This is a genomic window from Mycobacterium sp. E3339, from assembly GCF_001666915.1.
Lineage (GTDB): Bacteria > Actinomycetota > Actinomycetes > Mycobacteriales > Mycobacteriaceae > Mycobacterium.
Window position 1 is genome coordinate 1 of record NZ_LZIZ01000198.1, and the last position, 20,071, is coordinate 20,071.

Sequence of the window (20,071 nt, forward strand, 5' to 3'; positions counted from 1 at the left end):
CTGGCCGACGCGTTCGACGCCCCACCGACGTTCCTGAACCACGTGGTGTCGCCCCAGCGTCGATTCGCCAGCGCCACACTGCCACTCGCCGACGTGAAGGCCACGGCCAAGGCGCTGGGAATCACCGTCAACGACGCAATTCTGGCGATGGCGGCCGGCGGCCTGCGGACGCTGTTGCTGGCCTACGACGGCACCGCGGACCGGCCGCTCATCGCGTCGGTGCCGACGGCCACGGACAAGTCGGACCGGATCACCGGCAACGAGATCAGCGGTCTGATGATCTCGTTGCCGGTGCACATCGATGATCCCGCCGAGCGGGCCCGACTGGTGGCGCTGGCGACCCGAATTGCCAAGGAAGACCACGAGATCCTGGGCCCGCAGCTCTACGGCCGGATGATGGGTTACCTGCCGACCGCGGTCGCCCCGGCGGCCTTCCGCTGGCTGGGTCGGCGCGACGCCCCGAACAAGTTGATGAACGTCGCGGTCTCCAGCGTGGTCGGACCGCGCGAGCGGGGACATTTCGGCGGCGCCGCGGTCAGCGAGATCTACTCGACCGGCGTGCTCTCACCGGGCGCCCCGGTCAACATCACCGTGTGGAGCTACGTCGACCAGTTGGGCGTGGCCGTGCTCACCGACGACCGGACCTTCGACGACCCGCACGAGGCCACGGATGCCATCAGCGCGGCGTTCGCCGAGTTGCGGGCCGCCGCGGGAATCCGCGCCTAGACCGAAAGGGCGGCGTCCAGCACCGAATAGAACAGGCCCAGGCCGTCGTCGGAGGGCCCCGTCAACGCCTCGATGGCGTGCTCGGGATGGGGCATCAGCCCGACGACGCGGCCGTTGGCGGAACTGACGCCCGCGATTTCGTGCAGCGAGCCGTTGATGTTCTCGTGGTAGCGGAACACCACCCGGCCTTCGCCCTCTAGTTCCTCGACCACGTCGGCGGGGGCGACGTAGCGGCCCTCGCCGGACTTCAACGGCACCAGCAGGTCCGCGTCGGGTTCGAAGCGCGACGTCCACGCCGTCGAGGTGGACGCCACCCGCAGCCACACGTCACGGCAGACAAAGTGCAAACCCACGTTGCGGGTCAAGGCGCCGGGCAGCAATCCGGCCTCGCAGAGCACCTGAAATCCGTTGCAAATGCCCAACACTGGCATGCCCCGATGGGCGGCGGCCACCACCTCGCCCATCACGGGCGCGAAGCGGGCGATGGCGCCGGCCCGCAGGTAATCGCCATAGGAGAAGCCGCCGGGCACCACCACGGCGTCAACGCCCTTGAGGTCGGCGTCGGCGTGCCACAGGCTGACCGCCTCGGCGCCGACACGGCGTGCCGCGCGCGCGGCGTCGACGTCGTCCAGGGTCCCGGGGAAGGTGATGATGCCGATTCGTGCCGTCACTGCTTCTCCCGGCTGATCGTCCAGTCTTCGATCACGGTGTTCGCCAACAGCGATTCCGCTATCTCGGCCAGCGCCGAGTCGTCAACCGTGTCGTCCACCTCTAGTTCGAATCTCTTGCCCTGCCTGACATCTGAGATCCCCGGATGACCGAGTCGGCCCAGGGCGCCGACAATCGCCTGACCCTGCGGGTCGAGAATCTCCGCTTTGGGCATCACGTGAACGACTACCCGGCCCACCGGCGCTCCTCCTCAGGTTTGTTTCCGGGCCAACTCTACCGGCGAAACCGCAGCTCGGCCGTTACGGGCACGAGGCAATGTAGGCGTCACACAGGGGTGCGGTCATGGCGTTCAGCACCGGGTCGTCGGCCATCGCCGGCCACGGGACCTGCGGCGGACCCGACGACCAGAGGGTCAGTTCGCTGATCGTGCTGCTCGCCGGGTGGGCGACCAGGTAGGTGTGCATGACCACGGGTCCGCTGATCACGCCCGCCATCCGAGTCGTGTCGTCGCTGGTGATCGATGGTGACTGCAGCGGCGCCCGTTGCTGGCAGGTGCGCAGCGTGGCGACGGCATTGCTGAATACCGACGCCGCGATGGCGCCGCCGTTGGCCGTGTCGCCGCGCCAGTGCAGGATCTGCGCCTGCAGCTGCCACTGACCGTCCGGGTGGGCCACCGTGGCGCGGGCCACGACCGCCGAGTCGCGGGGGTCGCGCGGCACCGGGGGTGCGGAACAGAGCTCCTCGAACCGGAATCGCGGGCCGGGCGTCGCCCCGGTCACCTGCACCGCCACGTTCGCCAGCGCGGGCCAGCCGTAGACCGCGTCCAGCGGAATGGCGCGGCGCGGGATCCACGCGGAGTCGGGGATCTGGTCGCACACGGGTGGGCAGGCCTGGGGCTCGGCATGCGCGGGCACCACGACGATGAAAGCGAACGCGAGGCCGCCGACCACCACCATGGCCGCCAGGATCACCCGCATCGGCATCACTCTCCCGTCAGGGCACAATCGTAAACATGCAACTGACGCATTTCGGCCACTCCTGTCTACTTGCAGAATTTGACCACACGCGCGTGCTCTTCGATCCGGGAACCTTCGCGCACGGCTTCGAGGGCATAACGGGGCTGTCGGCCATCCTGATCACCCATCAGCACCCCGACCACGTCGACGTCGCCCGCCTGCCGGCCCTTCTCGAGGGCAATCCGGCCGCCGCGCTGTACGCCGATCCGCAAACCACCGCCCAGCTGGGCGCGCCGTGCCAGGCGGTGCACGTGGGCGACGAGCTACAGATCGGCGAGCTGACGGTGCGCGCAGTCGGCGGAAAACACGCCGTCATCCACCCGGAAATCCCTGTGATAGAGAACATTTCGTTTCTCGTGGGCGACGGCGGCCATCGCGCCCGGCTGATGCATCCCGGTGATGCGCTGTTCGTGCCCGACGAGCCGGTGGACGTTTTGGCTACGCCCGCGGCCGCCCCGTGGATGAAGATCTCCGAGGCCGTCGACTACCTGCGAGCGGTGGCACCCGAGCGCGCCGTGCCCATCCACCAAGGGATCATCGCCCCGGACGCGCGGGGCATCTACTACGGCCGGCTGACCGAGATGACCACCACCGACTTTCAGGTACTGCCCGAAGAGGACGCGGTCACCTTCTAGCGCGAGCAGACACAAGCGGCTAGGCGATGTCGTCGGCGACGCCGCGCCCCGCGGCCCGCCCGGAGAAGATGCACCCGCCCAGAAAGGTGCCCTCCAGGGCGCGGTAGCCGTGCACGCCGCCGCCGCCGAACCCGGCCACCTCGCCGGCGGCGTACAACCCGGCCAGCGGCGTGCCGTCGGCCTTCAGCACGCGGGCGGCCAGGTCGGTTTCTATGCCGCCCAACGTTTTTCGGGTCAGGATGTGCAACTTGACCGCGATCATCGGCCCCGCCTTCGGATCGGTCAGCCGGTGCGGGGCCACGACCCGGCCCAGCCGGTCGCCCAGATACCCGCGCGCGGCGCGGATCGCGGTGATCTGGCCGTCCTTGCTGTACTTGTTGGCCACCTCGCGGTCGCGGGCGGTCACCTCCCCCTCGACGGTGGCGTAGTCCAGCGGCGACACGCCCGGCAGCTTGTTCATCGCGGTCACCAACTCCCGCAACGATTTTGCGCTGACGAAGTCCGCTCCGCGGTCGACGAACGCCTGCACCGGCCCCGGGGGTCCGGAGCGGGCACGGTTGCGCAGCAACTCGAGCACGCTGCGCCCCGTCAGATCCGGGTTCTGCTCCTGCCCGGACAGCGCGAACTCCTTCTCGATGATCTTGGCGTTCAGCACAAACCACGTGTAGTCGAACCCGGATTTGGTGATGTGCTCCAGTGTGCCGAGGGTGTCGAAGCCGGGGTACAACGGCACCGGCAACCGCTTGCCGGTCGCGTCGAGCCACAGCGACGACGGCCCGGGAATGATGCGAATTCCATGCAGCGGCCAGATCGGGTCGTAGTTCGTGATGCCCTCGGTGTAATGCCACATCCGGTCGGGATTGATCACCCGCGCGCCGGCCCGCTGCGAGATGCCGATCATCCTGCCGTCGACGTGCGCGGGCACACCACTGAGCAACTGCTCGGGAATGCGGCCCATACGCTTGGGCCAATTCTTGCGCACCAGCTCGTGGTTGCCGCCGATGCCCCCGCTGGTGACGACCACCGCGGGCGCACGGAACTCGAACTGCCCCAACGCCGTTCGTGAGGACGGCACCCCCCGGGGAGCGGCCGAGGGCTCCAGCACGGTGCCCCGGACGCCGGTCACCGCCCCGCCCTCGACGATCAGCTCGTCGACCTGGTGGCGGTGCGCGAAGCGCACCGTCGAGCGGTCCCGCAGCTGACGGGCGAAGATCTCGACCAGCGCGGGGCCGGTCCCCCAGGTGATGTGGAAGCGTGGCACCGAATTGCCATGCCCCTGCGCGTCGTAACCGCCGCGCTCGGCCCAGCCGACCAGCGGAAAAATCTTGAGCCCCCGGTCGCTCAGCCAACGGCGCTTCTCGCCCGCCGCGAAATCGACGTAGGCGTGCGCCCATTGGCGCGGCCAATAGTCCTCGGGCCGATCGAACGCCGCGGTGCCCAGCCAGTCCTGCAGGGCGAGTTCGTGGCTGTCCCGGATGCCCAGCCGGCGCTGCTCGGGGCTGTCGACGAAGAACAGGCCGCCGAACGACCAAAAGGCCTGCCCGCCCAAGTTCGCGCTGTTCTCCTGGTCGAGAATCAGCACCCGGAGCCCGCGGTCCACCAGTTCACACGCCGCCACCAACCCCGCGAGTCCGGCTCCGACGATGATGGCGTCGGCGCCGAACACCGCGGCCGAAGAATCGCTCATGTCGGACCAGGGTAGTGCCCGAGCCCGCGGGCTCGAGGGGACGCTTCGTCAGGCCGCGTCGAGGATCGCCTTGTCGCGCACCCAGCGGTACACCGTCGGTGCGCAGCCGTGCATCAACGACAGATCGACGGCGTCCACCATCGCCTGCAGCGGGCCCGGTTTGCGCAGGTGGCGGGCGGCAACGGCGACCCGCACCACGCCGCCGCGGCGGGCGATCCGTTCGGCGGACAGCACCACCATGCGGCACCACCACGGTTCGGTGAGAAAGCCCTCCCCGATGCCGAGCACGCGGGAGCGCACGGTGCTGTGCCGAACCAGGTCGGTGATCCCGTGCAGGTCGGCGAGAAGCCGAAAGCCGTTGTCCGGCAACGCCTTGACGACGCCGGGGGACACCACCCAGCCAGGCGCTGCGAACAGCCGGGTGCGCAGCCCAAGGTGCTCGAGCACCCGGTCGGCGGCCATCAGCCGCAGGTTGGCCTCGTGGGCCCGAAGGATGGCGAATTCGCCGCGGCGCTTCTTGGTGGCCGCGTCGTCGTAGCCGTGCAGCACGATGGCGTCGCCGGCCGATCGCCGGTTGGTCAGCCATTCGACGGTGCTCGGGTCGCGGTCGAGGCGGTAGTCACCGCTGAGCCGGGGAGCCACCAACAGCGACACCGGGACGTTGCGGGCATCCATTTGCGCGCAGAACGCCTCGACGTCACCGAGGGTGCGTTCGCCTATCCCCGAGACCGAGACGATCAATTTTCCAGCCACACCCGCAGTTTGACGATCTCAGGTGTCGGAATGGTGAAGGACACGCAGACGGCAGGCGTATATCGGTACCCGCCCTAAGGCACAGCAAACGGTTCCCAGAGGTCGGGGAATGCGATCGGTTCGATATGCTAAGCAACGCCATGGATCAGGCCCCGTACGCAGCGGCCGACACCCCGCTGCCCTACGTCCCCGCCCCGCAGCTGGGTGCGGGCGAGCGGGACTATCCCGACAAGCTCGACGCCGGACTGTTGCGGATATCCGGCGTGTGCATCCTGGCCACCGTCATGGCGATCATCGACGTCACCGTCGTCAGCGTCGCGCAACGCACCTTCATCGACCAGTTCGCCTCCTCGCAGGCCGTCGTCGCCTGGACCATGACCGGCTACACCCTGGCGTTGGCCACGGTCATCCCGGTCACCGGGTGGGCGGCCGATCGCTTCGGCACCAAACGGCTCTTCATGGGCTCCGTGCTGGCCTTCACACTGGGCTCCCTGCTGTGCGCGCTGGCCTCGAACATCCTGCAGCTCATCGTCTTTCGGGCAGTGCAGGGCATCGGCGGCGGCATGCTGCTGCCGCTGGGTTTCATGATCATGACCCGCGAAGCGGGTCCCCGCCGCCTCGGTCGCCTGATGTCGATCCTGAGCATCCCGATGCTGCTGGCGCCGATCGGCGGCCCCATCCTGGGCGGCTGGCTCATCGGCACGTCGAGCTGGCGGTGGATTTTCCTGATCAACCTGCCGATCGGAGTCCTCACCATCGTTCTCGCGGCGGTCGTCTTTCCCCGGGACCACCCGGCGCGGTCGGAGACGTTCGACGTGGTCGGGGTCCTGCTGCTGTCCCCCGGCCTGGCCACCTTCCTGTTCGCGGTGTCGTCCGTCCCGTACCGCGGCACCGTCGCCGACCGCCACGTGTTGATACCCGCGGCCGCCGGCCTGGCCTTGATCGCCGCCTTCGTCGCGCACGCGTGGCGCCGGGCCGATCACCCCCTGATCGACCTGCGCCTGTTCCGCAACCCGGTGCTCACCCACGCCAACATCGCGATGGTGGTGTTCGCCCTCGCTTTCTTCGGTGCCGCCCTGCTGCTGCCCAGCTACTTCCAGCAGGCGCTGCACCTGACGCCGATGCAGGCGGGCGTGCACATGATTCCCCAGGGGCTTGGCGCCATGCTGACGATGCGGCTGACAGGGCCGTTGGTCGACCGGCAGGGGCCGGGCAAGATCGTGCTGGTCGGCATCGTGCTGATCACTGCCGGCCTGGGCACCTTCGCGGTCGGCGTCGCCAAGCAGGCCAACTACGCGCCCACGTTGCTCGTCGCGCTGACGATCATGGGCCTTGGCATGGGTTGCACCATGATGCCGCTGTCCGTCGCGGCGGTGCAGGCGCTCGCCCCCCACCAGATCGCCCGCGGAACGACGCTGATGAGCGTCAGCCATCAGGTGGGCGGCTCGATGGGTACCGCGCTGATGTCGATGATCCTGACCAACCAGTTCATCCGGAGTGACAACATCGTCGCCGCGAACAAACTGGCGGCGTTGCAGGAGAACGCCGCCCGCCTCAATCTCCCGGTCGATACCGCGGCCGTTCCGCGGCAGACGCTGGCCCCCGACTTCTCGGCCCACCTGCTGCACGACCTCGCCCACGCGTACACGGCGGTATTCGTGGTGGCGGTCGTCTTGGTGTTGACCACGTTTATCCCGGCGTCGTTTCTTCCGAAGCAGCCGGCAACCCAGACAGTGGCGGGATAGCGCCGCCAACTTCCGATCGCGCCGGCGAACTCACCGGCGCGGGCACTCGAAGCGGGTATGGTGAAGCACGCGCAAACATCAAGCGGGTAGCGCGGGCCGTTGCTTCGGGGGGCGCCGCCGCCGATCGCTACGACGATCGGTGTAAGGGTCTCGGGTCGTTTTCCAAACAGCTCACGGGTACGGATTCGTCGGTCGAGCTGAGAACCTGAGCCGGCGCTGGCGGCAAAAGTGTAAAAGGAGCCGAAAAGCGAATAAGCATAAAAGCCGGTGGCGGCGGGAACAATCTCGATATGGTACCGACATGTTGAGCGACGCCACGGAGAAGCCACTTAGCGCGGCTTCCCGTGTGCCTTTGCCCGGTGTCCCGGTGCAACCGGACTCGGACGCCCGCGAATACCCCGACAAGCTCGACGCGAAGTTGCTCAAGATCGCCGGCGTGTGCGGCCTGGCCTGCGTGATGGCGATCATGGACAACACCGCCGTGGCCGTCGCGCAACGCACGTTCATCGCGCAGTTCAACTCGACCCAGGCCATCGTGTCCTGGACGATCGCCGGCTACATGCTGGCTTTCGCCACGGTGATCCCCTTGATGGGGTGGGCGGCCGACCGCTTCGGCACCAAACGGCTCTTCATGGGGTCGGTTCTGGCGTTCACCGCCGGCTCACTGCTCTGCGCGCTGGCGCCAAACATCTTGCTGCTCATCATCTTCAGGGTGCTGCAGGGCATCGGGGGCGGCATGGTGGTGCCCCTGAGCTTCGTCATCTTGACCCACGAGGCGGGCCCGAAACGCGTCGGCCGGCTGATGGCGGTAGGGGGAATTCCCATCCTGCTCGGCCCCATTGGCGGGCCGGTCTTGGGCGGCTGGCTGGTAGGCGCTTACGGCTGGAAGTCGATCTTCTTGATCAACATTCCGGTCGGGCTGGTAGCGGTGGCCCTCGCGGCGGTGATGTTCCCCAAGGATCGCCCCGCTCGGTCGGAAACCCTCGACGTCGTCGGGCTCTTGCTGCTGTCGCCCGGCGCGGCAATTTTCCTGGCCGGGGTGTCGTCCATCCCCGGGCGGCGGACGATCGCCGACAGCTACGTCCTAGGGCCGATGATCCTCGGCTTGGCGCTGATGGTCGCGTTCGCGTTCCACGCCTGGTATCGCGCCGACCATCCGCTCATCGACTTGAGGTTGTTCAAGAACCGCGTGGTCACCCACGCCAACATCACCTTGCTCGTGTTCTCCGTCGCCTTCGTGGGCACCGGGGTGCTTCTTCCCAGCTATTTCCAGCTCGTCCTGCACGAGACGCCGATGCAGTCGGGAATGCGCATGGTCCCGGTGGGGATCGGCGCCGTATTGACGCTGCCCTTTGCCGGCGCGTTCACGGACAAACACGGGTCCGGCAAGGTGGTGCTGCTTGGGCTGCCGCTGATGGCGCTGGGCCTGGGAATCTTCACCTTCGGGGTCGCACGACAGGCCGAATACACCCCGATGCTGTTCGCCGGGTTGTTGATCATGGGCATGGGTATCGGTTGCACCACGACGCCGATCTCCTCGACGGTGCTGCAGGCGCTGAAGCCCAGCCAGGTCGCCCGGGGGACGACGCTGATCACGGTCAACCAGCAGGTCGGCGGCTCGATCGGGGCGGCGCTGATGGCCGTGATCCTCACCAACGAGTTCAACCGCAACGACCACATCCTCGCGGCCAACAAGCTGGCTGCGCTGCAGCAGGACGCCACCCACCGCGGGGTGCCGGTCGACCCGTCGGCGATTCCGCGCCAAAGCCTCAACCCCGATTTCGCGAGCGTCGTCAGCCACGGTCTTTCGCACGCCTACACGGTGGTGTTCGTGCTGGCCGTCGTGCTGATCGTGTCGACCATCATCCCGGCGGCGTTCCTGCCGAAAAAGGCGATGATCCAGACCCTCGACGCGTAACGCGCCCTACGCCTTGAACACCATCGCGGTGATGCGCCGCACCGCGTCCGCCGGATCGGCCGCTCGAACCTGATCGCTGACGGCACCGTTGATCCAGAGCGTCGCGAAACCGTGCACCAGCGACCATGCCGCCAACTGGGCGCCCGTGGGATCGGCTTGGGCGTTGGGATCCTCCACCCTCGCCACCCCGCGGGCGAGTTCGGCCCCGGCGCCGGCCTCGGCGGCGATCAGTTCGGCATTCGACGCGTCGAGCAGCGACTTGTCGAACATGACCTCGTAATGGCCGGGGTGATCGATGGCGAAGCGCACGTAGGCGAGGGCCGCGTCGGCGAAGTCGCCCCGCGCCTCGATCAGCGCACCCGCTAGCAGCTGGAAACCCTCGATCGCCAGCGCGGTGAACAGGCCCCGCCGGTCGGTGAAGTGGTGCGCGGGCGCGGCGTGGGACACCCCCGCGCCCCGGGCCAGTTCGCGCAGCGACAGGCCGTCCGCGCCCCGCTCGGCAACCAGCCGGGCGGCCTCGGCCAGGATCACAGCGCGCAGCTCGCCGTGATGGTAGGTCGAACGTGGCATGTCACCAGCATACCGGCCAATCTTGACAGTGGCTAGATAGGCGCGATACGTTGACGGAGCCACAACTTGTCACTGCCTAGATTAGGAGGGTGTGATGGCACCCTTGATCGTGCTGTTAGCCGCCAGCCTCGTCGCTCGCCTTATCGGCTGGGCCGGCCTTTCCTATGTCAACAGCTGGACCGCTGCGATAGCCGTCGGCCTGGCCGCGATGTTCGTGTTGACCGGGATCGCGCACTTCGCCCCACCGATGCGGGCGGACCTGGTGGCCATCGTGCCGCCCCGCTTGCCGGCGCCGGGCCTGTTGGTCACCGTCACCGGAGTGCTGGAGCTGCTCGGCGCCGTGGGCCTGTTGTTGCCGGCCACCCGCGTCGCCGCCGCGCTCTGCCTGCTGGCGTTGATGCTGGCCATGTTTCCGGCCAACCTCTACGCGGCCGGAATGCCCCACCCACCCAAGTCGATGACGACGCGGCTACCCCTGCGGATCGCCGCCGAGATCGTCTTCCTGGCCGCCGCCACCGTGGTGGCCGTCGGCGGCAGCTAGCAACCAGGCGTATTGGAACGCGGTCTCCTGCCACGCCTTGTAGCGTCCGCTGACTCCCCCGTGCCCGGCGTTCATCTGGGTCTTCAGCAGGATCGGACTGCCGTCGGCGTTGGCATGCCGCAGGGCCGCCACCCACTTCGCGGGCTCCACGTAGTAGACCCTGGTGTCGTTCAGGGAGGTCATCGCCAGGATGGCCGGATACCGCTTGGCCTCGACGTTCTCGTAGGGCGAATATGACTTCATATAGGCATAGACGTCCTTGTCCTGCAATGGGTTTCCCCATTCGTCCCATTCGGTGACGGTCAGCGGCAAAGAGGGATCCAGGATGGTGGTCAGCGGATCGACGAACGGGACCTGGGCGAGGATTCCCGCGAAGAGGTCCGGTGCCAGGTTGGCGACCGCCCCCATCAGCAAGCCCCCCGCGCTACCACCCAGCGCGACCAGCTGATGCGGCCGGGTGACTCCGGTGTCCACCAAATGCCTTGCCACCGCCACGAAGTCGGTGAAGGTGTTCTTCTTCTCCAACAGCTTGCCGTGCTCGTACCACGGCCGCCCCATCTCACCGCCGCCGCGGACGTGGGCGATGGCGAACACCATGCCGCGGTCCAGCAGCGACAGCCGCGCAATGGAGAAGCTCGGATCGGTGCATATTTCGTAGGCACCATACCCGTAAAGCAGTGCAGGAGACGGGAATTCGATGCCGGCGCGGTACACGATGGAAACCGGGACTCGGGTGCCGTCGTCCGCGGTCGCCCAATCGCGCCGCTCCACGTAATCGGCGGTGCTGTAACCGCCGAGCACGGGTTGCTCGCGCAGCAACGTGCGTTCGCCGGTGGCAAAGTCGATGTCGTATACCCGGGCCGGGACAACCAGCGAACCCGCCCTGATCCGCAGCTTGGGCGCATCCCAGTTCGGGTTGCCGGCGAGGCCGGCCGACATCAGCTCGGAGTCGAACGTAATCTCCTCAGGCTCCGAGTATTCGCCGCCGGAGTCGATGTCCCACACCTGGAGCCGCGGCAACGCCTCGCGCCGGTAGCTGACCACCAGATGGCCGGCGAAGGCGTCCACGCCGTCGAGCCGGACGTCGTCGCGGTGACCGATGAGCGTGCGCTGCCGGGTGGGGTCGCTGACGGGCGCCTCGGTCAACGTGAAGTTCACCGCGTCCTCGTTGTGCAGGATCAAGAACCGGTCCTGGCCGCCGACCACCGCGTGCTCGACCGCGTACTCGATGCCCTCGCGCCGGGGTAGCACGACGGTGAACGCCGCATGCGGATCCGCTGCTTCGGCGTACCGGAATTCCGAGGTGATGGAGGAACCCGACGCGATGAACACGTAGGCCTCGCTGCGAGTCAGCCCCACGCCGAGCCAAAACCGTTCGTCCGCCTCGTGATACACCAGTTCCGATGGTTCACCCGAACCCACGCGGTAGCGCCAGACCTTGTCCGGTCGGTGGGCCGCATCCAGGGTCAGGTAGTAGACGGTCCGATTGTCGGCCGCCCAGGTCGCACCCGCCCCGATGTCGGCGATCTCGTCCGGATACACCTCCCCGGTGCGCAAGTCCTTGAAGCGCAGCGTGTAGCGTTCGTCGCCGACGGTGTCGACGGAATACGCCAACAGATTCCCGTCCAGGCTCACGGTGGCGGCACCGAGCGCGAAGAATTCGTGGCCGTGCGCCTCGGCGTTGGAGTCCAGCAGGATCTGCTCGCCGGGAATTTCGGTGTCCTCTTCCAGAACCGGCGGATCCCAGTCATCGGGATTGCTTACCGGGCAACGGCACTGAACCCGGTACTGCTTCCCCTCGAACGTGCGGGCGTAGTACCACCAGTCGCCCTGCCGCGTCGGAACCGAAAGATCGGTCTCCTTGGTACGCGCCTTGATCTCATCAAAGATCTTCTGGCGCAGCGGTTCCAGATCCGCCGTCATCTGGTCGACGTAGTCGTTCTCCGCCTCGAGGTAGGCGATGACGTCGGGGCTGGACTTGTCGCGCAACCATTCATAGGGGTCGATGAAGACGTCCCCATGGTGCTCGCGGCGGGTCTCCTGCCGCTTGGCGACCGGCGGTACGGGTGTTTGCGTCATGCGCCGATCCAGTCGCCGAAGCGCAGACCCGAAATGCGTTCGTAGGCATCGATATAGCGGTGCCGGGTGGCGTCGATGATGTTTTCGGGTAGCGGCGGTGGTGGTTGCGAGCCGTGGCGGTCCCAGCCGGACTCGGGGCTGGTGAGCCAGTTGCGAACGAACTGCTTGTCGAAACTCTTCTGCACCACCCCGACCCGGTAGTCCTCGGCGGGCCAGTATCGCGAGGAGTCCGGGGTGAAGATCTCGTCGGCCAGCAACAGGTTGCCGCGCGCGTCGGTGCCGAACTCAAACTTGGTGTCGGCGATGATGATTCCCTTTGTCAGGGCGTGATCGGCGGCCTGCACGTAGATCTGCAGCGTGCGGTCACGCAGCTGGTTGGCGCGCACCCCGCCCACCAACTCGATCACCCTGTCGAACGAGATGTTCTCGTCGTGGTCGCCCAGCGCGGCTTTGGTTGCCGGCGTGAACAACGGTTCGGAGAACTTGCTGGCCTCCACCAGGCCCGGCGGCAGCGTGATGCCGCAGACCTTGCCCGTCGCCTGATAGTCGAGCAACCCCGACCCGGTCAGGTAACCGCGCGCCACGCACTCCACGGGCAGCATGTCCAGCCGCCGCACCACCAGGCCGCGCCCCAGCACCTCCTCCGGGATGCGCGGGTCGTCCGGCGGCCCGGCCAAGTGATTGGGGGCGTCGACCAGACCGAAGAAGAAGACGCTCATCGCGGTCAGGATGCGGCCCTTGTCCGGGATCGTGCTGTCCAGGACGTAGTCGTACGCCGATATCCGGTCGGTCGCCACCAGCAGCAGGTGATCGTCGTCGACGCGATAAATCTCGCGGACCTTGCCGCTGGCCAGGTGCTGGTAGTCGGACAGTGCAGGGCGCATCGGGCCAGCCTATCGGTCACCTGGAAGCGGGACTTGTGTCGGGAGCTGTGCTGGGATCGAAAACATGACACCGCGGTTCTTGCCTTACTCCACCCGGCCGGGCCGGCTGATGGCCCAGCTGCTCAGCGACTTCGCCATCACCGCATGGACGGCGCTCTGGCTGCTCGTCGGCCTGGCCGTCTACGACGCCGTCTCGACGATCGCCGAGGCGGGCCGTCAGGTGGAGAGCGGCGCGCACGGCATCGCCGGCAATCTGGCCTCCGCCGGGCACGGCGCCCAGCACATTCCCGTGGTGGGCGACGCCGTCAGCAAGCCGCTCAACTCCGCCAGCCAGGCCGCGCTCGACCTGGCGGGCGCGGGCCATGACCTGGACTCGACCGCGAGCTGGCTGGCGATCCTGCTGGCGATGGCCATCGCCGCCGTCCCGATCCTCGTGGCGGACGTGCCGTGGCTTCTGCTGCGGCTGCGGTTCTTTCGGCGCAAGTTGACGGTTACCGCGCTGGCCGCCACCCCGGCCGGCGAGCAGCTGCTTGCCCTGCGGGCGTTGACGAACCGGCCGCCGGGACAACTCGCCGCGGTCGGCGCGGACCCGGTCGGTGGGTGGCGGCGCGAAGATCCGGTCACCATCCGGGCGCTGGCCGCGCTCGAGCTACGGGCGGCCGGCATCTCGATCGGCGGACGGTAAGGCCGCGCGCCCGAGCAGCAGCAGCCCGGCGGCGGCGACAACCAGCCACGCCGCCAACGCATCCCAGAAGAAGACCAGCGAGACCGTGAGCAACGACCGCTGACCGATTTCGACGGCCATGGCATAACTGGCGGCGGAATACATGCCCAACGGGAACACGAACGCCCACCAGACGCCGGCGAAATGCAGCATGCTGGGTCGCCGGCTGATCCGGTGCAGGCCGAAGTAGATCAGCGGCGGTATCCACAGGGTGGCCACCACCCACGTGACGATCGTGGCGGCCCGCACCGGCCCGGCAAGCCACGCGGGGGCCAGCGATCCGATGTTGTCACCGGCCAGGGTCGCAATCGCCATGCCGCCCATCAGGATCCAGCTGTCGGGCTCGAACCCGTCGCGGTCCTGCCGCTCGTTGACGACCCGCCAGAGCATCAGCCAGGTCATCAATGCGTAGATGCCGATCGCCCCCACCCAGAGCAGCACGGCAACGGCCAGCCACCAGCGATGGCCGGTGTGAGCGGCCGCCCACGCGATCACGATGGCCACCCCGGACGTTCCCACGCTGGCCAGTTCCCACGCCCCATGTGCTTGGTCACGAAGCGCCGTGAACCGACACGCCAGCATGTTTCGCGCGCTGAGCCCGATCAACACCAGCCATGAGCACAAGCCCACCGCGCCGAGCACCCGCACCACCCACTCGTTCGACGACAAGCGGGTGTCAATCACCGCGCACGCGGCGACGAAGGTGAACAACCGAAGGGTGACGTCGGGTTCCTTCAGATCCCAGCGCACCCCGCGGCGCCCGACGAAAACGGCCACCACGGCCACCAGCAAGACCAGGCCGACGGTGGCGAGCACGCCCAGCGCGTCGCTGATCCAGCTGTAGCGGTGGTTGCGCGCGGCGATCGACAAGATCCCGGTCGCCATCACCGCGGCGAAGATGTCCGGTGTCGGCGCGACATCGTCGCGTCGGATCGTCACCGCCCCTCGACGAGTTCCACCACCAGGTGCCGAATGCCGGTATGCCGATTGCTGCGGGCCCATTCGACGGGCCGGACAACCCGCACCGCACCGAACCGGGAGAACAACTCCTCGTAGAGCACACGCAGTTCCAGTCGCGCCAGGTTGGCGCCCAGGCAGTAGTGCACGCCCTGCCCAAAACCCAGATGCGGATTGGGCTTTCGGTTGATGTCGAACTCGTCGGCGCGCTCGAACACGCCGGCGTCACGATTCGCGGAGCCCTCCCAGACCTGAACCTTCTGTCCCGCCTCGATGGTCTGCCCGCCGAGCGTGGCGTTGCGCGTGGCGGTCCGCCGCTTGGACGGCGACGGCGACGTCCACCGCACGATCTCCTCGACGGCCGTCGGCAGCGAATCGAGATCGGCACGCAGCGCCCGAAGTTGCTCCGGATGGCCGGCCAGCGCCAGCAGCCCCCCGGCGACCGCGTTGCGCGTCGTCTCCGCGCCGGCGCTGAACAGCAGGCTGAAGAACAAGTAGAGCTCGAGATCCGAAAGCGATGGCGCATCCGGATCGTCGACCATCGCGTTGGCCACGACCGACAGCATGTCGTCGGTCGGCTCCGCCCGTTTCGCCGCGATCAACTGCTGGCCGTAGGAGTACATCCGCGACCCGGCCTCTTCGACGGATAGCTGAGAAAGGGACGCCTTGCGTGAACCACCGAAATCGAACTGGGGCTCGATGGCCTCGAACAGCCAATGACGTTCGGACTCAGGCACTCCCAGCAGGATGCAAATCATCTGCATGGGCAGCTCGGCGGCGATGTCGACCAGGAAGTCGAACGGCTCGCCGGGCACCACCGCGTCCAGCAGTCGACGCGCCCGCGCCCGCAGATCGTCTTCCACCAGCCGGATCATTCGCGGCGTCAACCCGGAGCTGACCAGTCGGCGGATCTGCGAGTGACGCGGGTCGTCCATCATGTTGAGCACCTGGCCCGCGATGGCCAGGTCCTGCAGCAGCGTGCCACCGTACGGTCGGGCCCCGCCGGTGACCGAGGAATACGTCGCCGGATCCTTCAGTACCTCAAGCGTTTCCGCGTAGGTGGCGACGGACCAGAAGCCCTCGCCGTCCGGCGTGTTGTCGGTGGGCTCGTGCCAGTACACGGGCGCCTCGCGGCGGTGGATGGCGAACAGGTCGTGCGGAAAGCCGTTGGCGAAGTTGTCGAGATCGGTGAAGTCGATCCCCGCGAGCGCGCCGGCGAGGGTCACAGGATCGCACCCGGGGCGTACTTGGCGGCGTCCGGGTAGCGGCTCACCAGCGCGTCGACCATCGCGGCCACCTCGTCCACCTGGTCACCGGCGGCGCCGATGAACGCCTTCTTGTCGGCCAGCGCGGCATCCAGGGCGGCCCGGTCCAGCGGCAGCCGCTCATCGGCGGCCAACCGGTCCAAGAGATCGGGTTCCGCGCCGTGTTCCCGCATGGCCAGGGCGGTCGCGACCGCGTGTTCGCGGATCACATGGTGCGCCGCCTCGCGCCCGACGCCCGCCCGCACCGCGGCCATGAGCACCTTGGTGGTGGCCAAAAACGGCAGGTAGCGGTCCAACTCGCGGGTGATCACCGCGGGGTAGGCGCCGAATTCGTCGAGCACGGTCAGGAACGTCTCGATCTGACCGTCGATGGCAAAGAAGCTGTCCGGCAAGGCGACTCGGCGCACCACCGAGCAGAACACGTCGCCCTCGTTCCACTGGGCGCCGGCCAGTTCGGCGGCCATCGAGGCGTAGCCGCGCAGCACCACCTGAAGCCCGTTGACCCGCTCGCAGCTGCGCGTGTTCATCTTGTGCGGCATCGCCGACGACCCGACCTGGCCCTCCGCGAACCCCTCGGTGACGAGTTCATGCCCGGCCATCAGCCGGATGGTGTGGGCCATCGACGACGGCCCGGCGCCGAGCTGCACCAGGGCGGAAAGCACGTCGTGGTCCAGCGAACGCGGATAGACCTGCCCGACACTGGTCAAAACCGTTGCGAAACCGAGGAATTGGGCGACCCGCCGCTCGAGTTCGGCCAGTTTGGCCGTGTCGCCGTCCAGCAGGTCCAGCATGTCCTGCGCGGTGCCCATCGGGCCCTTGATGCCGCGCAGCGGGTAGCGGTCGATTAACTCGCGCAGCCGGGTGAGAGCGACAAGCGTCTCTTGCGCGGCCGACGCGAACCGCTTGCCCAACGTGGTGGCCTGCGCGGCGACGTTGTGGCTGCGTCCGGCCATCACCAGGTCGCGGTAGGCGACCGCGCGCTCGGCGAGCCGCGCCACCACCGCAATGCCATGGGAGAACACCAATTCCATGGACCGCCGAATCTGCAGCTGCTCCACGTTCTCGGTGAGGTCGCGGCTGGTCATCCCCTTGTGCACGTGCTCGTGACCGGCCAGGGCGTTGAACTCTTCGATGCGGGCCTTGACGTCGTGGCGCAGCACCCGTTCGCGCCCGGCGATCGAGGCGAGATCGACGTCCTCGAGCACCCGCTCGTAGTCGGCGATGGCCTCCGACGGCACGTCGATCCCGAGTTCCGCTTGGGCCCGCAGCAGCGCGAGCCACAGCCGGCGCTCCGCGACCACCTTGGCCTCCGGCGACCAGATCGCGACCATCTCCGCGCTGGCGTACCGGGCGGCCAGGACGTTCGGAATGCTCACGACATAGAGCTTACGATCGGCCTCCCCCGCTGACCGGCTTGCGGTCACATTGGCCCATCGGCCTCCACACCCTTCGGCCCACCTCGTCGCCGAATTGTCGCTGTGAGGCGGGCACTTCACCAATCCCTCCGGGAATTGGGGCCAATGGGACCGATGTGACTCACCGCGGCGCCATATCCTGTGCGAGATGTACTTCGCGGGCGTCGACCTGGCCTGGGCCGGGCGCAACCCCACCGGGGTGGCGGTCGTCGACGACGCCGGCCGCCTCGTGCACGTCGGTGCCGCCGGCGACGACGCATCCGTGCTGGCCGCGTTGTCGCCCTATGTGCAGGGGAAGTGCCTGGTTGGCTTCGACGCGCCGCTGGTGGTGACCAACCCGACCGGCCAGCGTCCCGCGGAAGCGGCGCTGAACCGCGACTTCCGCAGGTTCCAAGCCGGGGCGCACCCGGCCAACACCGCAAAGCGCGAGTTCGCCGACGGCCCGCGTGCGGCGCGCCTGGCGCACGCGATGGGGCTCGACATGGATCCGCGGTCGGCGGCCCCGCGGCGCGCCATCGAGGTCTACCCCCATCCGGCGACGGTGGTGCTGTTTCGGCTGGAGCGAACACTGAAGTACAAGGCGAAGCCGGGCCGGGACCTCGAGCAGCTCAAATCCGAGCTGCTGTTGCTGATGGACGGCATCGAGAAGCTCGCGCACGCCGCTGTGCCCCTACACGTGTCCGGCCATGACGATTGGCTTCGATTGCGTAACCGCGTAACCACAGCTCAGCGCAAAAGCGAGCTGCGCCGCGCCGAGGATCCGGTCGACGCGGTCGTCTGCGCCTATGTGGCGCTCTACGCGCAGCGTTGCCCGGCGGAGGTGACGATTTACGGCGACTTCGCCACGGGATACATCGTGACGCCATCGCTGCCCGCGGACCGCACGGGCCGCTGATCGATGGGCGCAAGCACGTCGATGAGGTCGACCACCGTCCCCAGTGCCGCGGCGCGGGGGTCGCGCCCCTCGACCAAGGCGGACACCACCGAGCCGTCGACCGCGCAGATCAGCGTGCATACCAACTCGATGTGCACCGTCCGGCCCGAACGCTCGATGGCTTCGGCCACGGCCTCGGCGCGCTGTCGCAGGCTGCGACGCATGGTTTCGCGCAACGCGGGCAACCGCGTGCACGCGATGTGTCGCTCGTAGCGCGAGATCAGTTGGTCGCTCAGTCCCGGACTGGACACATCCCCAACGAGCAGGTCGACCAACACCTCGGCGATGGTCTCGGGTCCGCGGCGGCGGCGGGACAACGCGGTGACCCGCGACCGCAACTGCGCCACTTCGATCATCGCTATGTGTTCGACGGCGCGTGCGATCAAATCGTCAAGGGACGAGAAGTAATACGTGGTAGACGCCAACGGCAGTCCGGCCCGCCGGGCGACCGCGCGGTGCCGCACCGCCTCGAAGCCGCCTTCGGCAAGCAGTTCGGCGGCGGCGCTCACGAGCGCATACCGTCGACGTTCTCCCTTGGGAGTGACTGCTGCCGTCACGAGTAGCCATCGTGCCAGCCAAAGTGGTACTGCATTGCCATTTCCGCCAAACGCTTCGCCAAACCAACGTGGCATGATGGCCCGCATGCCCGACTTGAGCCGCCGTGCCCTGATGGGCCTCGGCGCCGGTGCGGTGGGCGCGTACGCGCTCGACATCCTGCTCAAGCCGCGGCCGTCTCAGGCCATGCCGTCGCCGGCCGCCACCCGGGCGCCGCTGGCACCACCGCCACCGGCGCCCCTCGAGCCGGCTCCCCCGGGCCAGCCCGCGCCCACGATGGTGACGGGCTCCTTCGTCTCGGCGGCGCGCGGCGGAATCAACACCAACTGGGCCATCGCCCGGCCACCCGGTCAGACCAAGCCGCTGCGACCGGTGATCGCGCTGCACGGCAAGGGCAGTGACGCGTCGACGGTGATGGCCGGTGGCGTCGAACAGGGCCTGGCGCAGGCCGTCAACGCGGGGCTGCCGCCCTTCGCGGTGGTCGCCGTCGACGGCGGCGGCAGCTATTGGCACAAGAGGGCGTCCGGCGAGGACAGCGGGGCCATGGTGCTCGACGAGCTGATCCCGATGTTGAGCACCCAGGGCCTGGACACCTCCCGGCTGGCGTTTTTGGGCTGGTCGATGGGCGGCTACGGTGCGCTGCTGCTCGGCGGGCGGCTGGGCCCGGCGCGCACCGCGGCGATCTGCGCGGTCAGTCCCGCCCTGTGGCTCTCCTCGGGCGCGGCGGCACCCGGGGCGTTCGACGGGCCCGACGACTTCGCGGCGAACTCGGTGTTCGGGATGCCGGCGCTGGGCTCCATTCCCATTCGCGTCGATTGCGGCGACAGCGATCCGTTCTACGCCGCGACCAAGCAGTTCATCGCCCAACTGCCCCATCCGCCGGCGGGCGGCTTCTCGCCCGGCGGTCACAACGGCGAGTTCTGGAGTTCCCAGCTGCCGGCCGAGCTGACGTGGATGGCGCCGCTGTTGGCGGCGTGATTTCGGGCCCGCGGGTGTGG

19 protein-coding genes and 1 pseudogene are annotated in these 20,071 nt (G+C 68.1%); 8 read left to right on the forward strand and 12 right to left on the reverse strand.

Annotation, left to right across the window (positions count from 1 at the left end; genetic code table 11):
- Positions 1-726: WS/DGAT domain-containing protein (locus tag A5702_RS18530; RefSeq protein ID WP_156669674.1), on the forward strand; the 726-nt coding region annotated here is incomplete at its 5' end.
- Here A5702_RS18530 and purQ read toward each other — a convergent pair.
- The 3 genes and pseudogenes from purQ to A5702_RS18545 all read right to left on the reverse strand — a co-directional run bounded on the left by purQ (position 723) and on the right by A5702_RS18545 (position 2,431).
- A complete protein-coding gene (gene purQ / locus A5702_RS18535) occupies positions 723-1,397 on the reverse strand; it encodes a phosphoribosylformylglycinamidine synthase subunit PurQ (RefSeq protein ID WP_067818833.1) in 675 nt (224 codons plus the stop codon). The genes A5702_RS18530 and purQ overlap by 4 nt on opposite strands.
- A complete protein-coding gene (gene purS, locus A5702_RS18540) occupies positions 1,394-1,633 on the reverse strand; it encodes a phosphoribosylformylglycinamidine synthase subunit PurS (protein ID WP_055401763.1) in 240 nt (79 codons plus the stop codon). The genes purQ and purS overlap by 4 nt, the downstream gene beginning before the upstream one ends.
- Positions 1,634-1,694: 61 nt before the next feature.
- A pseudogene (locus A5702_RS18545) lies at positions 1,695-2,431 on the reverse strand (ATPase).
- On the opposite strand from A5702_RS18545, the gene A5702_RS18550 reads away from it, so the two are divergent.
- Entirely contained in the window at positions 2,408-3,046 is a 639-nt protein-coding gene (locus A5702_RS18550; protein ID WP_068222553.1) for an MBL fold metallo-hydrolase, read from the forward strand. The pseudogene A5702_RS18545 and the gene A5702_RS18550 overlap by 24 nt on opposite strands.
- 19 nt (positions 3,047-3,065) lie before the next feature.
- Here A5702_RS18550 and A5702_RS18555 read toward each other — a convergent pair whose 3' ends face one another.
- Both A5702_RS18555 and A5702_RS18560 read right to left on the reverse strand, forming a co-directional pair.
- Positions 3,066-4,733 carry an FAD-binding dehydrogenase gene (locus tag A5702_RS18555; protein WP_068222556.1) on the reverse strand — a complete coding sequence of 556 codons (1,668 nt, stop codon included), beginning with the start codon at positions 4,731-4,733 and terminating at the stop codon, positions 3,066-3,068.
- 48 nt (positions 4,734-4,781) lie between these two features.
- Positions 4,782-5,486: a DUF2334 domain-containing protein gene (locus A5702_RS18560; RefSeq protein ID WP_067903601.1), complete on the reverse strand. Its 705-nt coding sequence runs from the start codon at positions 5,484-5,486 to the stop codon at positions 4,782-4,784.
- Positions 5,487-5,611: 125 nt separating this feature from the next.
- On the opposite strand from A5702_RS18560, the gene A5702_RS18565 reads away from it, so the two are divergent.
- Together A5702_RS18565 and A5702_RS18570 are read left to right on the forward strand one after the other, a co-directional pair.
- On the forward strand, positions 5,612-7,231 hold the full coding sequence (locus A5702_RS18565) for a DHA2 family efflux MFS transporter permease subunit (RefSeq protein ID WP_068222559.1): 1,620 nt from the start codon (positions 5,612-5,614) through the stop codon (positions 7,229-7,231).
- 301 nt (positions 7,232-7,532) lie between these two features.
- Positions 7,533-9,149: a DHA2 family efflux MFS transporter permease subunit gene (locus tag A5702_RS18570; RefSeq protein WP_055401750.1), complete on the forward strand. Its 1,617-nt coding sequence runs from the start codon at positions 7,533-7,535 to the stop codon at positions 9,147-9,149.
- A gap of 6 nt (positions 9,150-9,155) precedes the next feature.
- Here the strand turns inward: A5702_RS18570 and A5702_RS18575 are convergent, their stop codons facing one another.
- Positions 9,156-9,719 (reverse strand): TetR/AcrR family transcriptional regulator, encoded by a 564-nt coding sequence (locus A5702_RS18575; protein ID WP_068222562.1) that lies wholly within the window; start codon positions 9,717-9,719, stop codon positions 9,156-9,158.
- Positions 9,720-9,813: 94 nt separating this feature from the next.
- On the opposite strand from A5702_RS18575, the gene A5702_RS18580 reads away from it, so the two are divergent.
- Positions 9,814-10,260 (forward strand): DoxX family protein, encoded by a 447-nt coding sequence (locus A5702_RS18580; RefSeq protein ID WP_068222564.1) that lies wholly within the window; start codon positions 9,814-9,816, stop codon positions 10,258-10,260.
- On the opposite strand, the gene A5702_RS18585 is transcribed toward A5702_RS18580, so the two are convergent.
- Both A5702_RS18585 and A5702_RS18590 read right to left on the reverse strand, forming a co-directional pair.
- Positions 10,189-12,339, reverse strand: a complete 2,151-nt coding sequence (locus tag A5702_RS18585; protein ID WP_068222567.1) for a S9 family peptidase — start codon at positions 12,337-12,339, stop codon at positions 10,189-10,191. The two genes, A5702_RS18580 and A5702_RS18585, sit on opposite strands and share 72 nt — an antisense overlap.
- The gene (locus A5702_RS18590; RefSeq protein WP_068222570.1) at positions 12,336-13,223 is read right to left on the reverse strand and encodes a phosphoribosylaminoimidazolesuccinocarboxamide synthase; all 888 of its coding nucleotides are present in this window, start codon (positions 13,221-13,223) and stop codon (positions 12,336-12,338) included. Before A5702_RS18590 ends, A5702_RS18585 begins: the two co-directional genes overlap by 4 nt.
- A gap of 64 nt (positions 13,224-13,287) precedes the next feature.
- Between A5702_RS18590 and A5702_RS18595 the strand changes: the two genes are divergently transcribed.
- Complete coding sequence (locus A5702_RS18595) at positions 13,288-13,908, forward strand: hypothetical protein (RefSeq protein ID WP_067818843.1); 621 nt, start codon at positions 13,288-13,290, stop codon at positions 13,906-13,908.
- On the opposite strand, the gene A5702_RS18600 is transcribed toward A5702_RS18595, so the two are convergent.
- From A5702_RS18600 to purB, 3 genes are read right to left on the reverse strand one after another with little or no spacing between them, the layout of a single operon-like run.
- Positions 13,873-14,886, reverse strand: a complete 1,014-nt coding sequence (locus A5702_RS18600; RefSeq protein WP_068222572.1) for a tellurite resistance/C4-dicarboxylate transporter family protein — start codon at positions 14,884-14,886, stop codon at positions 13,873-13,875. The two genes, A5702_RS18595 and A5702_RS18600, sit on opposite strands and share 36 nt — an antisense overlap.
- Positions 14,883-16,130 (reverse strand): cytochrome P450, encoded by a 1,248-nt coding sequence (locus tag A5702_RS18605; RefSeq protein WP_055401736.1) that lies wholly within the window; start codon positions 16,128-16,130, stop codon positions 14,883-14,885. The genes A5702_RS18600 and A5702_RS18605 overlap by 4 nt, the downstream gene beginning before the upstream one ends.
- Positions 16,127-17,545, reverse strand: coding sequence for an adenylosuccinate lyase (purB, locus tag A5702_RS18610; protein ID WP_067818849.1), 1,419 nt, complete (start codon positions 17,543-17,545; stop codon positions 16,127-16,129). The genes A5702_RS18605 and purB overlap by 4 nt, the downstream gene beginning before the upstream one ends.
- A gap of 187 nt (positions 17,546-17,732) precedes the next feature.
- Between purB and A5702_RS18615 the strand changes: the two genes are divergently transcribed.
- Positions 17,733-18,479 carry a DUF429 domain-containing protein gene (locus A5702_RS18615; RefSeq protein ID WP_068222575.1) on the forward strand — a complete coding sequence of 249 codons (747 nt, stop codon included), beginning with the start codon at positions 17,733-17,735 and terminating at the stop codon, positions 18,477-18,479.
- Here the strand turns inward: A5702_RS18615 and A5702_RS18620 are convergent.
- Complete coding sequence (locus A5702_RS18620; RefSeq protein WP_055401730.1) at positions 18,413-19,075, reverse strand: TetR/AcrR family transcriptional regulator; 663 nt, start codon at positions 19,073-19,075, stop codon at positions 18,413-18,415. The genes A5702_RS18615 and A5702_RS18620 overlap by 67 nt on opposite strands.
- Positions 19,076-19,148: 73 nt before the next feature.
- Between A5702_RS18620 and A5702_RS18625 the strand changes: the two genes are divergently transcribed.
- Positions 19,149-20,051: an alpha/beta hydrolase-fold protein gene (locus tag A5702_RS18625; protein WP_067818855.1), complete on the forward strand. Its 903-nt coding sequence runs from the start codon at positions 19,149-19,151 to the stop codon at positions 20,049-20,051.
- Positions 20,052-20,071: the final 20 nt, after the last annotated feature.

Bases quoted from the DNA above. Each gene is read 5' to 3' on its own strand.
- A5702_RS18550 (WP_068222553.1), top strand. From the start codon at position 2,408: ATGCAACTGACGCATTTCGGCCACTCCTGTCTACTTGCAGAATTTGAC.
- A5702_RS18555 (WP_068222556.1), bottom strand. From the start codon at position 4,733: ATGAGCGATTCTTCGGCCGCGGTGTTCGGCGCCGACGCCATCATCGTC.
- A5702_RS18565 (WP_068222559.1), top strand. From the start codon at position 5,612: ATGCTAAGCAACGCCATGGATCAGGCCCCGTACGCAGCGGCCGACACC.
- A5702_RS18570 (WP_055401750.1), top strand. From the start codon at position 7,533: ATGTTGAGCGACGCCACGGAGAAGCCACTTAGCGCGGCTTCCCGTGTG.
- A5702_RS18575 (WP_068222562.1), bottom strand. From the start codon at position 9,719: ATGCCACGTTCGACCTACCATCACGGCGAGCTGCGCGCTGTGATCCTG.
- A5702_RS18580 (WP_068222564.1), top strand. From the start codon at position 9,814: ATGGCACCCTTGATCGTGCTGTTAGCCGCCAGCCTCGTCGCTCGCCTT.
- A5702_RS18585 (WP_068222567.1), bottom strand. From the start codon at position 12,339: ATGACGCAAACACCCGTACCGCCGGTCGCCAAGCGGCAGGAGACCCGC.
- A5702_RS18590 (WP_068222570.1), bottom strand. From the start codon at position 13,223: ATGCGCCCTGCACTGTCCGACTACCAGCACCTGGCCAGCGGCAAGGTC.
- A5702_RS18595 (WP_067818843.1), top strand. From the start codon at position 13,288: ATGACACCGCGGTTCTTGCCTTACTCCACCCGGCCGGGCCGGCTGATG.
- A5702_RS18615 (WP_068222575.1), top strand. From the start codon at position 17,733: ATGTACTTCGCGGGCGTCGACCTGGCCTGGGCCGGGCGCAACCCCACC.
- A5702_RS18625 (WP_067818855.1), top strand. From the start codon at position 19,149: ATGATGGCCCGCATGCCCGACTTGAGCCGCCGTGCCCTGATGGGCCTC.